Annotated in this window: 16 protein-coding genes; 6 read left to right on the top strand and 10 right to left on the bottom strand. The window is 61.9% G+C overall.

Annotation, left to right across the window (positions count from 1 at the left end; genetic code table 11):
* Positions 1 to 41: 41 nt before the first annotated feature.
* The 3 genes from FF80_RS14945 (at position 42) to FF80_RS14935 (ending at position 2,836) form a co-directional block, all read left to right on the top strand.
* The gene (locus FF80_RS14945; RefSeq protein ID WP_035102067.1) at positions 42 to 641 is read left to right on the top strand and encodes a hypothetical protein; all 600 of its coding nucleotides are present in this window, start codon (positions 42 to 44) and stop codon (positions 639 to 641) included.
* 66 nt (positions 642 to 707) lie between these two features.
* Positions 708 to 1,916, top strand: coding sequence for an O-antigen ligase family protein (locus FF80_RS14940; RefSeq protein ID WP_035102065.1), 1,209 nt, complete (start codon positions 708 to 710; stop codon positions 1,914 to 1,916).
* Positions 1,913 to 2,836, top strand: coding sequence for a glycosyltransferase family 8 protein (locus FF80_RS14935; RefSeq protein ID WP_035102063.1), 924 nt, complete (start codon positions 1,913 to 1,915; stop codon positions 2,834 to 2,836). Before FF80_RS14940 ends, FF80_RS14935 begins: the two co-directional genes overlap by 4 nt.
* 1 nt (position 2,837) lies before the next feature.
* On the opposite strand, the gene FF80_RS14930 is transcribed toward FF80_RS14935, so the two are convergent.
* Genes FF80_RS14930 through FF80_RS14920 form a run of 3 tightly spaced genes read right to left on the bottom strand, consistent with a single transcriptional unit; the run spans position 2,838 to position 5,277 of the window.
* Positions 2,838 to 3,638 (bottom strand): hypothetical protein, encoded by an 801-nt coding sequence (locus FF80_RS14930; RefSeq protein ID WP_035102060.1) that lies wholly within the window; start codon positions 3,636 to 3,638, stop codon positions 2,838 to 2,840.
* Complete coding sequence (locus tag FF80_RS14925) at positions 3,635 to 4,819, bottom strand: hypothetical protein (protein ID WP_035102059.1); 1,185 nt, start codon at positions 4,817 to 4,819, stop codon at positions 3,635 to 3,637. The genes FF80_RS14930 and FF80_RS14925 overlap by 4 nt, the downstream gene beginning before the upstream one ends.
* A 47-nt stretch (positions 4,820 to 4,866) precedes the next feature.
* Positions 4,867 to 5,277, bottom strand: a complete 411-nt coding sequence (locus tag FF80_RS14920; RefSeq protein WP_035102058.1) for a VOC family protein — start codon at positions 5,275 to 5,277, stop codon at positions 4,867 to 4,869.
* Between the two features lie 128 nt (positions 5,278 to 5,405).
* Between FF80_RS14920 and FF80_RS14915 the strand changes: the two genes are divergently transcribed.
* Complete coding sequence (locus FF80_RS14915) at positions 5,406 to 5,933, top strand: TetR/AcrR family transcriptional regulator (RefSeq protein WP_244445787.1); 528 nt, start codon at positions 5,406 to 5,408, stop codon at positions 5,931 to 5,933.
* Here FF80_RS14915 and FF80_RS21065 read toward each other — a convergent pair.
* The 6 genes from FF80_RS21065 to FF80_RS21705 form a co-directional block, all read right to left on the bottom strand.
* Positions 5,923 to 6,987 carry a DUF2793 domain-containing protein gene (locus FF80_RS21065; protein ID WP_052153626.1) on the bottom strand — a complete coding sequence of 355 codons (1,065 nt, stop codon included), beginning with the start codon at positions 6,985 to 6,987 and terminating at the stop codon, positions 5,923 to 5,925. The genes FF80_RS14915 and FF80_RS21065 overlap by 11 nt on opposite strands.
* A gap of 69 nt (positions 6,988 to 7,056) precedes the next feature.
* Positions 7,057 to 7,899: a metal ABC transporter permease gene (locus FF80_RS14905; RefSeq protein WP_035102056.1), complete on the bottom strand. Its 843-nt coding sequence runs from the start codon at positions 7,897 to 7,899 to the stop codon at positions 7,057 to 7,059.
* On the bottom strand, positions 7,896 to 8,750 hold the full coding sequence (locus FF80_RS14900) for a metal ABC transporter permease (RefSeq protein WP_035102055.1): 855 nt from the start codon (positions 8,748 to 8,750) through the stop codon (positions 7,896 to 7,898). The genes FF80_RS14905 and FF80_RS14900 overlap by 4 nt, the downstream gene beginning before the upstream one ends.
* Positions 8,747 to 9,625, bottom strand: coding sequence for a manganese/iron ABC transporter ATP-binding protein (locus tag FF80_RS14895; RefSeq protein WP_035102054.1), 879 nt, complete (start codon positions 9,623 to 9,625; stop codon positions 8,747 to 8,749). Before FF80_RS14895 ends, FF80_RS14900 begins: the two co-directional genes overlap by 4 nt.
* Positions 9,622 to 10,512, bottom strand: coding sequence for a metal ABC transporter substrate-binding protein (locus tag FF80_RS14890; RefSeq protein ID WP_035102052.1), 891 nt, complete (start codon positions 10,510 to 10,512; stop codon positions 9,622 to 9,624). The genes FF80_RS14895 and FF80_RS14890 overlap by 4 nt, the downstream gene beginning before the upstream one ends.
* Positions 10,513 to 10,539: 27 nt before the next feature.
* Complete coding sequence (locus tag FF80_RS21705) at positions 10,540 to 10,764, bottom strand: hypothetical protein (RefSeq protein ID WP_152558395.1); 225 nt, start codon at positions 10,762 to 10,764, stop codon at positions 10,540 to 10,542.
* On the opposite strand from FF80_RS21705, the gene FF80_RS14885 reads away from it, so the two are divergent.
* Together FF80_RS14885 and FF80_RS14880 are read left to right on the top strand one after the other, a co-directional pair.
* On the top strand, positions 10,763 to 11,737 hold the full coding sequence (locus tag FF80_RS14885) for an ABC transporter substrate-binding protein (RefSeq protein WP_035102050.1): 975 nt from the start codon (positions 10,763 to 10,765) through the stop codon (positions 11,735 to 11,737). The genes FF80_RS21705 and FF80_RS14885 overlap by 2 nt on opposite strands.
* Before the next feature lie 6 nt (positions 11,738 to 11,743).
* On the top strand, positions 11,744 to 13,489 hold the full coding sequence (locus FF80_RS14880) for an iron ABC transporter permease (RefSeq protein WP_244445786.1): 1,746 nt from the start codon (positions 11,744 to 11,746) through the stop codon (positions 13,487 to 13,489).
* On the opposite strand, the gene FF80_RS14875 is transcribed toward FF80_RS14880, so the two are convergent.
* Positions 13,490 to 14,509 (bottom strand): ABC transporter ATP-binding protein, encoded by a 1,020-nt coding sequence (locus FF80_RS14875; RefSeq protein WP_035102332.1) that lies wholly within the window; start codon positions 14,507 to 14,509, stop codon positions 13,490 to 13,492.
* Positions 14,510 to 14,617: the final 108 nt, after the last annotated feature.

The raw sequence follows: 14,617 nt of genomic DNA, 5'->3' as shown, positions 1-14,617 counted from the left end.
TGCGGCTAGGATTGCGCGAAGTTTCCGCGTTGGAGTAGTCCATGAAGATCCCACTCGCCGCCGCATTGCTGCTCGCCGCCACATCGGCCGCCTTGGGGTTCGACAGCAGGACACAGGGGATCATCGACGACTACAAGTCCGGCAAGCTGATCCGCATTGCCGACGTGGCTCACCTGATGGCAAGCAGCGAACGCTGGTGTTACGTTGAGGAGGAAGGTACCTGTTCGTGGTCCGACATCTATCTCGATGTGGACAAGAGCGGCGCCGAATTTGAGATCGGCAATGCCTGGGACCAAGATATAGACATCGCGTTCACCGATCGCGGCGAGTTTCGTGATGGCCGCTATATCTGCGAGACCGGCCTCGACTGGGTCCCTGCAGTCCGCGCCACCAAGCGTTCGGACGGCAGCGCAATCGGCGGCCGTGAATTGGCCCAACTCAAGAGCGAAATAGCCGGCCTGCAGAGTGACGAATCGAAGGATTGCTTTGACTATCTCTTCGTTTCAGCCGATGCGGAGAACCAGACGCTCAAGCTAACCCAGCGCCAATATATCGATGACATCCATGACACCGCGCGCGACACCGAGGTAACGATCCATTTCGACGAAGCAGCAGCCAAGGCCCTCAGCTATCGATGGTAGTGCGCACGCATTCTCGCTAGAGGTGCCCACCCTGGGTCTCCCCCTACTTCTGATCAGGCTTAAGATTTGCTCCATTCACGCAACGAATATTTTCTCTGGTTCGTGCTTTTTGTCGGCCTATTCCTGCCAGCCGTCGCGCCGGGTGTAGGCAACGCGTTAACGCTGGCATTGACGGCAATTGGGCTCATGGCCTTGATTGCATCCCCTTACCGGCATGAAATCATGCGCCAACCCGCGGTTTGGCTGCCGCTTGTCGCCTGCCTTTTACTGGTTGTGGCCTTCGCAATAACCGCGCGTACGCCGCAGCACATCCTGGCTGTATATATACTCAGTCCGTTGCTTCTGGTGGGGCCCTATGCGGGATTGCTTACACGATTGGAGGCAGACCTATCCCCACAAAAGATCGCGTGGCCAGCGCTTGCAGGGACTGCTGCCGCTGCGATCATCGCCGTCTATGATATCACCCTGGGCGGACTGGATCGCGGCGGGCTGTCGGTCAACAACCCCATACACTTTGCCGATATCGCCCTGGTGCTCGGTTTCGCCAGCATGGTTGGCATATTCGATCGCTCCAAATCAGTCTGGCCGATTTTTCTTCTCGGGCCCGTATTGGCGCTGGTAGCGGTTTGGTGCTCGGCATCGCGCGGGCCATTTCTCGCCTTCATACCGATGGCGATGGCGGGAGGCGCGTGTGCAGCAATCCTGCTATTGCCGCGCCGGCCGGCCGTGGCTACGATACTCTCCAGCCTTGCCGCGATAGGTGTGTGTTTTGCCGGTGCCGTCAGCCTGAAGCTGGGCGGCAGGCTCACGGAGTTGGTCAGCTTTGGCGAGATGACCGGATCGATTGCCGTGGTCGACGCCTCAACCGCCGAACGGCTCTACATGTATCGCAGTGCCATTGGCGCCTTCCTTGCATCCCCAATCTATGGGCACGGGCTGGTCGATTTCACCGCAATCGCCGCTCAATACGCTCCATCAGGGCCGTCCTTCCCCCCCTCAGGACACTTGCATAGCGATATAGCAGACTTTGCCGTTATTGGCGGGCTGATGGGGCTCATTGCCTATGGTCTAGCGATTGCTGCACCAGTCGCGGGGGCTCTGGCGGTACGAGGTCCGGCGCGCGGCATGGCGATCTATCTGGCTACGGTCACCAGTGTTGGATATTTTTCCACTGCGCTGACAAATGCCATGCTTGGCGTTCTCGCTCAAACTTTGCTGTTTGCTGTTCTTTTGGCACTAATCGCCGTATTGGGTCGAAGTCGAGAATTTTCATGACCAATACCGCGCCCTCAACAAGCAGCACTGGCAAGTCCTCTTCAAAAGAAGAAATCCACGTCGCTCTGACCTTCGACGACAATTTCTGGGCGCCCGCCTATGCCACGATGCGGTCGGTTTGCCTGTTCACCAAGCGCCGCAGCGATCTGGTGTTTCACCTTTGCCACCGCACGCTGACGCAAGAGCACATTGATGACCTCAAGGCGATCGAGGGCGAATTCGGCGTTACCCTAGTGTGGCACGATCTGGACGGCTCTGAACTGTTCCGCGATGTGGCCGCCCGCATGCCGGTCAACAAGCGGCTGAGCAATATCGTTTATGCGCGGCTGATGATCGACAGACTGATCGGCCCCGATGTGACGCGAGTGCTCTATCTCGATTGCGATATGCTGGTCCGCGACAATATCGAAAAACTCTATGAAGTGGACATGGAAGGCCACCCGGTCGCTGCAGTGCGCGATTCCATCGGCGCCTTCATCACCGGTGGGCGGGACCTGCGCAACAATCGCGATATCTTTGATCCCGCGGATGCCTATTTCAATGCCGGCATGGTTCTGATCGACGTCGCCAAATGGCGGCAGGCCGACATTATCGGGCGGCTGGAACAGGCGCTCACGGACGGCGTCATGGCCCGCATCTATTACGACCAGGATTTCCTCAACCTGGTATTCCAGCGCAATTGGCTGCAATTGCCCTGGCGCTGGAACACGATCGATGCGCGCCACGCCCATGAGGGGCTCGATCCGGCCATCCTGCATTATACCGGGGAAGCCAAGCCCTGGGGCATTTTTTCGGGCATGCTGCAAAGCGTGGCCTTCGCCCGGCTCTATCGGCATGTGATGACCAATGAGCTGTTCTACCGTTTCGCCCGCCATCGCTGGAAGCGCTGGTGGAAGAAGAAGCTAGGCCTGGGCAAATAGGCTAGCCGGGTACGATCCCTTCGCGGGCGCAGAGTTCGGCCAGGGCACTGCCGGGCGCGGGCAGCGGCATGCCGGCCCGGCCACGGCGGGTCAGCTGGCTGCGCCAGATATGGACTGCCAGCGTATCGGGCCCAATGGCTCTATCAATGCTGGAGCCAGGCTGCATCAGAGCCGGGATGCCCTCGTAGGGAATGGGATAGAAGACGCTGCTGGGGCGCACCAGATGCTGCAGGCCGTGCCGGTGCACATAATGGGTCAGCGCAAAGGGGCCGGTGGCGCCATATTGCATGTCTTCGGGAGCGATCTTCTCGCCCAGGAGCCGCCGCGCGGCGATTTCCAGCCGCCGGAACGGGGGCAAATGCGGCTCGAACAATGGTCGCTTGGTATCGGTGAAGATGGCGAGCAGATCATCGAGCAGCGGCGCATCGGCCGGAATATGCAGCACCGCGCCATTGACCGAGCCCGGGCGCTCATAGGCCATCAGATAATCTGGCGGGCCCTCGATGGGGCGCACGCAATAGACGTCGAGATCGGCATAGACGCCGCGCCCCTGCCGCAGCAGGCTCATGCGGAAGTAATCGGAGAACACGCCGGGCGTGCCCTTGCCCTTGTAGAACACCAGCTTGTCGCGCGGCAGTATTTCGGCGGCGTCCATGGCCACTGCGCCTTCGGGCAGGCCGGGCACAGGATCGAAGGAATAGACCTCGACGCGGTGCCCATTGCGGCGGAACGAGGCGACAGACAGCGCTTCGAGCCAGCTCATCGGGCCATGCCAGAAGCTGACAATGGTGGGCAGGTTCATGGCTTGTTTCCCGGGCCGAACACATCGGCGAAGGTCTTGATCATCAAGGGGTCCCGCACATGCTGCTTGGGATCGAATACGATCTTTTCGGTGCGATCCCAATACCAGGACCGCGAGATGCCGATGAAATGGTAGCCATAAAAGCTGTTGGAGGAGCCCGATAGATTAAGCCAGCCCTTGACCTGATGGGTCCAGGGTTGGGCGCGCCAGGAGGCAAAGAACGCCCGTCCGGGCGCTAGCGCCCATTTCTTGCCGCGGTCGCGGGCGGCAATGCCCTTCTTGCGGATGACGAACTGGCTATGGCGCGGCGGCCCGGATTCTTCGCGGGCATTGAGCACCCAGACCCGATTGAATCGCAGCAACCCGAAAGGAGAGCACTCGACCGCCTTGAACACCGATTTGCGAAACGGCGACATCACCAGTTCGTCCACGTCAACATTGAGGATGGACCGCGCCTGCATCGCATATTTGCGGAAGAACTGGACGAACAGGGTCGGCTGGGCAAACTGCGGCCAATGTCCACCGAACTTGTGCTTGGTATAGACATCGCCCATGGAGCCATAGCGATAGGGCCAGGGAATAACCAAGAATTTTTTGAGCCCTTCGACGGCAGCCAGCGTGCTGCGGATATCAGCAAGACGATATTCGGTGGAGCCGTTGTCGTAGACGATCACGGCAGTAGCGCCATGTTCCTTGACGTAAAAACGCGCCCAATCGGCGATCCATTCGAGATCGTTGTCTTTGTTGATGGTGAAAATGACGCGATCACCAGCAAGCGCTTGGCTTCGGTTTGGCTGAATGGCCAACTCGAACTGCTGATCGCCGATATTGAGCCGAACATGGGTATCCGCTTTGGGCAAGGTTACCCGCAGGATAATGGCCTGCACGCCATGATGTATCTTTGGCCGGACGATGGTGCCGGTTTGAATGCCTTCGACCACAAGGCCGTCAATATGAGGCGCCAGATTGAGCGCCATTGGTCCCATCAGGTAGACATAACGCCCCGTGTGATCGCGGAACACGTCGTAGAACACCGCACGATCGTCGAACCGGTCATAAAAGCTCCTGGGTCGCTCCAGCTCGGGCCCAAGCGGGATGCGCCGGAGCGAACCCGCTTCGGACAACAGGACTGGGGAGGACGCGGCAATGGCCGCGTCGGAATGCGCAATGTCGATAGCCATGCTGTGCCATTAGCCCACCAAAGGCCGGCAGGCTAGCACCAACCTGCCTATTGCTGCTGGCTGGCCAGCCAGTCTGCGTCGGGCTCGATGGGCGTGATGATATCGAGCAACACCCCGTTGGGATCCGCAGCGATGAAATGGCGCTGCCCGAAGACCTCGTCGCGTAGCGGCTGCGCGATGGAAACGCCGGCCGCAAGCAGGCGATCATACTCTGCCGCCGCATCCTTTACTTCAAAGCTCAGGATCAGGCCCGCTGTCGGCCGGCGGCCGATTTCGGGGATAGTCTCGTGATCATAGGCGATGACGGCGAGTTCGATATGGTCCTTGACGGTGGAGCGCATATGCACATACCAGTCGCTATCGAAGACCGGGGCAAAGCCGAGATGGTTCTGGTAGAATTCCGCGGTTGCCGCGACATTCTCGACCTGGAGGAGCGGATAGGAATTGAGCATTTCCATAGTAAGCATCCTTGCGAGGCATTGAATTTACGTGCAAGCTGTCTGCAATGTCATTTAACATACAGGCTGTACGTATGCAAGAGCGCCGAAGCCAAGCCGAACGACGCAGCGGAACCCGTGCTGCCCTGGTGAGCGCAGCGCGCGCGCTCTTTGCCCAGAACGGCTATGCCGGAACAGGTACGCCGGAGATCGTGCAGGCCGCCGGGGTGACGCGCGGTGCGCTCTATCACCATTTTGCCGACAAGGCCGCCCTGTTCGCCACCGTAGTGGAGGAAGAGCATATGCTGCTGGCCATGGCGATCAATGCTGCCACCGAGAGCGAGGACGAGCCGGGGCCGGTCAAGGCGCTGGTCGCCGGGGGCGATGCGTTTCTCGATGCCATGCAGGACCAGGGCCGGCGGCGCATCCTGCTGGTGGATGCGCCCGCCGTGCTTGGCCGGGCGGCAGTCGACGAGATCGATGGCCGCCATGGCCTGCGCACCCTGGTTGAGGGCGTGACGGCGGCCATGGAGGCCAAGGCGATCCGCGAATTGCCCGCCGTGCCGCTGGCGCATTTGCTCAACGCCCTGTTCGACCGTGCCGCGCTGGCACCACCGGAAGAGGTCAATGACTATCGCAAGGCCATCAAGGCCCTGATCCGCGGCCTCAAGATTTAGCGCGTTCCAGGCTCTCGACGCGCTCGGCCAATTGCTGCATTGCTGCAATCAGCGGGGCGATGAAGGCGTCATAGCGCAGCCCCTCCTCGCTCTGCGGATCGGCGGAGTCGGCCTTCACATGGCCGGCAAAATCCACGCAACCTGCCGCTTCCAGCGCTGATTTCACCTGCTGGGCCAGCAGACCGTAATGGGTGCGGCGGCCTTCACGTGCAGCACCGTTCTCGGTGCCGCCAATGATCCAGCGATATTTCACCGGTTCGAGCGACAGGATGAAGTCGAGCCCCAGATCGCTGGGTGCAATGTCGGTCTTTTGCCGCGCATCGGAGGTCTGGATCGTGCCCGTCGCCGCCCAGACCGAGGCCCAGCGCGCGCCACTGGCGCCCAGCGTCACGGCATTGTCGCTGGCCGGATGCACGGATGCGGCAAAGCTCACCACGCCGCTCGCCGCATCCACGGTCAGGGCATCGATCCAGCTCGAGCCATCGGCGCTGACTTTCAGCCGCCAGTGATCATCGCCCGCCAGCCCCATTTCAGCCCGGCCCGACCAATTGCTTTGATAGAGCAGGCTCGCCGTATCGCTGGGGCCGGCCTTGTTGAGTTTGAGTTGATGACCATTACCGGCATGGTTGAGCAGGGTCGCGGCGCTCGAGACCGTCAGCCGATTGGTCGCATCGGGGGAGGCATTGATGCCCAATTGGGGCAGTCCCGCGCCCAGCGAAGCCAGCGGCACCCAGGCGCCCGCGTCGAATACATAAAAGGTTCGGTCGGCTTTGACATAGACCTGCCAGCCGGCCGCCGGATCGTAGAACATCCAGGCGCCGGACTGGAATGCGGCGAGCTCATTGGCATGTCCCGACCAGGCGCCACTCGCCGCGGCCGGCACGATATAGGCCTCCCCCGCCAGCGGGCTGGCGGGCGGATTTGCCAATGTGCGGCTTTCGACAATGGGTTGTACCAGGGCATCGAGCGCCTGGATCGCCTCATTATGCGTCACGTGTTTCTGTGCCTGTTGCGGCATGATGAGGGGCAGCGACAGGCGTGGGCTCTGGTCCATGGGAAAACTCCTTTGCCGGCCAGTCTAGGCCGGCCGGCAAAGGAGGGGATAAGCGGGAGAAATCCCGTGCTAAGCCGCGGCCAGCGGCGCGGGCCGCCGCATGGTGGTCACCACGAAGGTCACGATGAAGGTCATGCTCATCAGCAGCACGATGGTGGGCGCGGGCGCCGAGTCGATGAAGAAGCTGGCATAGATACCTACCAGCGAAGACACCACCGACACCGTCACCGCGATCAGCATCATCGGCGCGAAGCGCTTGCTGATGAGATAGGCGATGGCGCCGGGGGCGACCAGCAGCGCAATCACCAGCACGATGCCAACCGCCGTCAGCGCCGCCACGATGGTGAGCGAGAGCAATGCGAGCAGCCCATAATGCAATACCCGCACCGGCAGGCCGATGGCGCCGGCCTGCTGCGGATCGAAGGTGAACAGCAGCAGGTCGCGCCATTTGGCCAGCACGATCGCCGTCACCACCAGGGCAATCAGACCGGTCTGGATCAGATCCTCGATGCTGACCCCCAATATGTCGCCGAACAGGATATGGTCGAGATGCACATCGGTCTGGATCGAGGTGTAGAGCACGATGCCCAGGCCAAACAGGCCCGAAAACACCACGCCCATCACGGTATCTTCCTTGATGCGGCTATGTTCCTTGAGATAGCCCACCGAAAGCGCGCAGCCCATGCCGGCGGCAAAGGCACCCACGCCCAGCGGCAAGCCAACGATATAGGCCAGCACCACCCCGGGCAGCACGGCATGGGAGATGGCGTCGCCCATCAGCGACCAGCCCTTGAGTACGAGAAAGCAGGAGAGCAGGGCTGTGGGAATGGCGACCATGACGGCAATCGCCATGGCTGAGGTCATGAAGGGAAACTGGAACGGCCAGAGCGCATAGATGAGGAATTCGTTCATTTGGCGATTTCCTTGGCGGTGCGGCGCCTGGCGGCCAACAGGCCATGCTTGGGAGCAAGGAAAAAGGCCAGCAGGAACACCACGGTCTGCAGCACCACGATAACGCCGCCCGTCGCCCCATCAAGGAAGAACGAGATATAGGCGCCGAACAGGCTCGATAGCGTTCCCACCGTCACGGCGATCAGGATCAGTCGCGGAAAACGATCAGTGAGCAGATAGGCCGTCGCCCCAGGGGTTACCACCATGGCGATGACGAGGAAGGCGCCCACGGTCTGCATGGCCGCAACGGTGCAGGCAGCCAGAAGCGTGAAAAAGATCACCCGCAGCAGCGGCGGATTGAGCCCGATCGTGCGGGCATGGTTTTCATCGAAAAAGGTGACCATCAGATCTTTCCAGATCACCAGCATGATGGCCAGCGTTACCAATGCGATGATCACCAATTGCAGCGTATCCTCGGGCGTGACCGCCAGGATATTGCCCATCACGATGGTCTGGATGTTGACCGCGGTGGGCGACAGCGAAACCATGAACAGGCCCAGCCCGAAAAACGCGGTAAAGATCAGCCCGATCACCGCATCTTCCTTGAGCTTGGTACGGTGGGTCAAAAACAGCATGGCGCCAGCGGCAAGGCCGCCGGAGAAGAAGGCGCCCAGCGAAAAGGGGAGGCCCAGCATATAAGCTCCGGCAACGCCGGGAACGATGGAATGGCTGAGCGCATCCCCGATCAGCGACCAGCCCTTGAGCATGAGATAGGCCGACAGGAACGCGCAGACGCCGCCGACCAGGGCCGAGACCCAGATGGCGTTGATCATGTAACCATAGCTAAAAGGTTCAAGCAGGATGTCGATCATTTCTTGACCGGGTCCGACTGCTTGGTTTTCATCTTGCCGTTTTCGCCATACATGACTAGGGGGCGTTCGTCATCGGTCAACACCGAGACATGGCGCGGATCATCGTCATCATGCAGGTCTGAGCCCGCCAGCACGAAGTGGCGCAAGGCGCCGCCAAAGGTGATTTCGAGCCATTCGCGGGTAAAGACCTCCGCGGTGGGCCCGGAGGCCAGAACCGTACCCTTGACCAGCACCGTTCGATCGCAGAATTCGGGAACCGAACCCAGATTGTGAGTTGAGACCAGCATGACCTTGCCCTCGTCGCGCAATGCGCGCAGCAGGGCGACGATGGCATCCTCGGTCTTGACGTCGACGCCGGTAAACGGCTCGTCGAGCAGGATGACTTCGCTTTGCTGGGCCAAGGCCCGGGCCAGGAAAACGCGCTTTTTCTGGCCGCCGGACAGCTCGCCAATCTGGCGGTGGCGGAATTCGAGCAGGTTCACCCGCTCCAGCGCTTCGGTCACCATCTGGTGGTCGATCGGGCGGGGGCGGCGCAGGATATTCATGTGGCCATAGCGCCCCATCATCACCACGTCTTCGACCAGCACCGGGAAATTCCAGTCCACGTCTTCGGATTGGGGCACATAGGCGACCAGGTTGCGCTTGAGCGCCTGCTTGCCGGGCACGCCCAGAATCTCCACCGATCCGGCAGCCAGCGGCACGAAGCCCATAATGGCCTTGAACAGGGTGGATTTGCCCGAGCCGTTAACGCCAACCAGCGCGGTTATGGAACCGCGCGGGATGGAGAAACTGGCATGTCTCATGGCCGTGGTCCCATTGCGGTAAGCGACTGTGATGTCGCTTACCGCCAGGCCCGGCTGCTGGACAGCATTCATGGGGTCAGACCTTTTACAATAGTCGATGTGGTGATCTTAAGCAGGTCCAGATAGGTCGGCACCGGGCCGTCGGCCTCGCTCAGGGAGTCCACATAGAGCACGCCGCCATATTTGATGCCGGTTTCACGCGCCACCTGTTCGGCCGGCTTGGACGAGATGGTGGATTCCGAAAAAATCGCCGGCACATTATTGGCGCGCACTTCGTCGATCACATGGCGCACCTGTTGCGGGGTGCCCTGCTGGTCGGCATTGATCGGCCAGAGATAGAGTTCCTTGAGCCCGAAATCGCGCGCCAGATAGCTGAAGGCGCCTTCGGACGTCGCCAGCCAGCGCCGCTCCTCGGGAATGGCCTCGATGCTGGCGCGGATCGGGGCGACGGCCGCATTGATCTGTTCGGAATAGGCGGCAGCATTGGCATTGTAGGTTGCTTCATTGGCCGGATCGGCCGCAACGAATGCCTTGCGGATGTTCTCGACATAGATCAGCGCGTCGGTCGGCGACATCCAGGCATGCGGATTGGGCTTGCCCTCATAGGGTCCTTCGCCAATGCCCATCGGCTCGACGCCTTCACTGACCACCACATTGGGCACATCGCCCAGATTGGCCAGGAACTGGGCGAACCATTGTTCCAGGTTCAGCCCGTTCCACAGGATCAGGTCGGCATCCTGCGCCGCGATCAGATCGCCGGGGGTGGGCTGGTAATTGTGAATCTCGGCGCCGGGCTTGGTGACCGAAACCACATCGGCCGCATCGCCTGCAACATTGCGCGCCATATCGGCAATGATGGTGAAGGTGGTCACCGCCTTGAGACGGTCCTGGGCCACAGCTGGCAACGATGCGAGGACAAAAGCGGACACAGCAAGCACGGAAAACAAACGACGGCGCATCGGGTACTCCAGATTGGGACGAGCAATTCAATAGTGCAATTGCAAATCATTCGCAACAAAGAAATGCGATGCCCGGTGGATGCCGCTGCGATGAGCAAGAGCGGGTGCAAACACCATCATTGGCTCAACGCGCTCGTGCGGAGGCGTCTGGCCGGCATACCCCGGTTTCGTCATGCCAGTGTCAAACAGGCTGGTTAAGTCCGCCGCATTGTCGCGAACATCCCAGCCGTAACCTGACCCCGGAGCTGCCATGCGAATCCTTCTTGCCGCCGGCCTGATGCTGGCCAGTGCCCTCACGCCCGCCTTCGCCCAGGACGGCACGCTGGTACTCTATACCAGCCAGCCCAATACCGATGCCCAGCAGACCGCGGACGCCTTCATGGCCAAATATCCGGGCATTACGGTGGAATGGGTACGCGATGGTACGCCCAAGATCATGGCCAAGTTCCGTGCCGAACTCGAAGCCGGCGCGCCGCTGGCCGACGTGCTGCTGATCGCCGATGTGGTGACCATGGAAGGGCTCAAGGCCGAAGGCCTGCTGCTCAATTATCCCGAAGCCGATACGACCGGCTTTGACGCCAATCTGTTCGACGAGGACGGCGCCTATTTCTCGACCAAGCTGATCACCACGGGCATCGTCTATAACACTGCCGCCAGTATGGTCCCGGCAAGCTGGCTTGACCTGACCAAGCCGGAAGCCAAGGACCAGCTCGCCATGCCCAGCCCGCTCACCTCGGGCGCAGCACTGATCCATGCGGTGACGCTGACCGGTAGTCTGGCGGAAGGCTGGGACTTTTATTCCGCGCTCGCCGCCAATGGCGCCCAGGCGTCCGGCGGCAATGGCGATATTCTGACGGCCGTTGCCGGCGGCGAAAAACTCTATGGCATGATCGTGGATTTCCTGCCGATCCGCGAAGCGGCCAAGGGCGCGCCGGTGGCCTTCGTGTTCCCAACCGAAGGCGTTTCCGCCGTCACCGAGCCGGCGGCCATTCTCGCCTCGGCACCCAATCCGGACAATGCCAAGCTGTTTATCGATTTCCTGCTCTCCGAAGAAGGCCAGCAGCTCGCGTCGAACCAGGGCTATATTCCGGCGCGCGATGGCGTCGCATTGCCAGCCGGTTATCCCGACCGCGCCGGGATCAAGGTATTGCCCTACGATGCCGCAGCAGCCCTCGCCAACGAGACCGCCAACAAGGAACAGTTTGGCGAGATTTTCGGCCAGTAAGCCACGGTGATTTCATCCAAGCCATCGATGCGGCTGGCCGGCACGGTTCCTCCCTTGTCGCTGCCGGACGGCCGCATCCATAGAGCGGCGGGCCCCCTGGTGCCCGCCGCTCTTGTTCTTCTTGCGGTCGGGTTGCTGGCGGTCCTGCCCATCGGCCGCCTGGTGGCGGCAGCGCTATTCATCGAGGGCACATTTGATGCCAGCCTGCTGCTGGACCGGCTTGCCCGCGGCGCCACACAGCGGGCTATTTTCAACACGCTCGATACATCGCTATTCGGTGCCCTGCTGGCGCTGGTGCTTGGCGCACCATTGGCGCTGCTGATTGCGGCCACCGATATGCCGCTGCGCAAACTGCAGGGCTTTCTGCTGATCCTGCCGCTGATGATTGCGCCACAGGTGATGGCGCTGGCCTTCATGCATCTGCTGGGCCCATCAAGCGCGCTGCTTGGCGCCGTTGGCCTGGCGCCACCGCCGGGTACAGCCAATCCCCTATTGGGGCGCAGCGGCATCATTGTGCTCTTCGGAATCCAGCACGCCCCCATTGTCTTCATCACCCTGCGCGCGGGGCTGATCCTGATACCGCGCGACTATGTCGAGGCGGCCCGCGCCGCCGGCATGGGGCCGGCGCGGGTACTGAGCGGCGTCGTGCTGCCGCTGCTAAGGCCCTATGTCATCGCAGCGGCGGCTCTGGCCTTTGTCTCGGGCGTCGGCAATTTCGGCATTCCAGCCCTATTGGGCATGCCGGAAAATTACCTGACGCTGGCGACCCTGATCTACCAGCAACTTTCCAGCAACGGGCCCACCGTGCTGCCGCAGGTTGCGGGGCTCTCACTGCTGATCTGCGCTATTGCCATCCTGGGTATCGGCGCACAAGGCCTGGCGCTGCGCCGCAGGCCGTTCGCGCTGACCCGCGGCACGCCGATGCACTTCGCGCTCGGGCACTGGCGTTGGCCGGCCGCCATCACCGGCATGCTGGCGCTGTCCATCGCGCTGTTGCTGCCGGCGGCAGCGCTCATCGCCACCTCGCTCGTGCCCGCCTATGGCGTGGCGCTCTCGACGGCCACCGTCACGCTCGACAACTATGCGGAAGTCCTATTGCGGCAGGCCTCCACCATGCGGGCTTTCGTCAATTCCAGCTATTTGTCGCTCCTGGCCGCCGCCATCCTGGCAGTGCTGGCCGTGCCGCTGGCCCTGGGCATGGCGCAATTGCCCCGCGCCTTTGCGCGCCTGTCACACGGCATGCTCGAATTGCCCTATGCCCTGCCGGGCATCGTGCTGGCAATCGCCTGCATCCTGCTGTTCCTGCGGCCGCTGCCGCTGCTGGGCAGCCTCTATCCGACACCGTGGATCATCCTCATCGCCTATTTGATGCGATTTGCGGCTCTTGGCCTCAAGCCGGTAGAGGCGGCGCTGGGGCAATTGCCGCCCGACCTGAACGAGGCGGCGGCGGCATCTGGCGCCGGCGCCATCAGGCGGCTGCTGACGATCACCGCGCCCCTCGTTGCCCCGGCGGCGGCCGCGGGCGCGCTGCTGGTCTTCATGAGCGCCTTCAATGAACTGACCGTCTCGGCGCTGCTATGGTCCAGCCGCAACGAGACTATCGGGGTGATCCTGTTCAGCCTTGAGGAATCGGGACTCTCACCGCAGGCAGCCGCAGTGGCCGTCATTACCCTGATCGTGATCATAGTGCTGCTGGCAGCGCTCGATCGGCTGTCCGGCCGCTTTCCGGTGGGTGTGCTGCCCTGGCGCTGATCAGCCCGGCACGATCCAGGCATCCTCGACCGCAAAATGCACCGGGCGGCCGGGCTCCAGTCGCTCCCGGGCCGTGAGCAGCACATTCTGGCCACTCGCCAATTGCAGAATTGTGTCATAACCCGCCCCCGAATAGCGGGCGGCAACGACGGCGGCCGGAACGCCAATCTCCGCCAGGGCCAGATTTTCCGGCCGCAGCAGCAAAGTCGCCTTGCTGCCCTGCGCTTGACCACGAGCGGGAACCGGCCGGTCCGCCAGCATCACACGCCCCCCGGACACCAGCGCCGGCACGAGCATCCCACGACCGACAAAACCCGCGACCATCGCATTGGCCGGCTCGTTATAAAGCTGCTCGGGACGGCCCGATTGCTGCACCACGCCGCGGTCCAGCACGACGACCCGGTCCGCCAGCGCCAAGGCCTCTGATTGGTCATGCGTCACAAACACGATGGTCGCACCGGTCTTTTCGTGCAAGCGAGCAAACACGTCCAGCATTTCGGCGCGCAGATGCACGTCGAGATTGGCTAAGGGTTCATCGAGCAGAATGATATCGGTGCCGGTCACGAGGCACCGTGCCAGCGCCACGCGCTGGCGCTGACCGCCCGACAGGCCATCGACGGCGCGCTGTCCGAAGCCGGTCAAGGAAACCATCTCGAGCGCCGCGCCGACACGCTCCTCGATAGCCGCCCGCCCCAGGCCGCGCGCCTGCAGCGGATAGGCGACATTGCCGGCGACATCCATATGCGGCCACAGCGCATAGGATTGAAAAACCACGCCTAGGCTCCGGCGTTCGGGCGGCACCATCGTGCCGGGGCTGCCGACCAGGCGGCCATTGAAATGAACAGTGCCGGCGCTCGGCTGCTCAAAGCCCGCAATCAATCTCAGCAGCGTGGTCTTGCCGCAGCCGGAAGGCCCCAACAGGGCGGTGAAAGACCCCGTCTCAAGCGTAAAGCTGGCCGCGTTCACCGCCAGATTGTCACCGAACCGCTTGGTCAGATTGTCGAGCATGATGGTTGTCATCCGGCCCATCTAGAAGCCGGACATGACATTTGGACGACAGGCAAAACAAAAGCGTCCTGCCATCCACCGGCGTGCTGGGCGGCGAGGATAGCCTTGAGCGCCCGAACG

The organism is Devosia sp. LC5, assembly GCF_000735585.1.
Taxonomy (GTDB): domain Bacteria; phylum Pseudomonadota; class Alphaproteobacteria; order Rhizobiales; family Devosiaceae; genus Devosia.
This window is presented reverse-complemented; position numbering and strand designations above follow the sequence as displayed.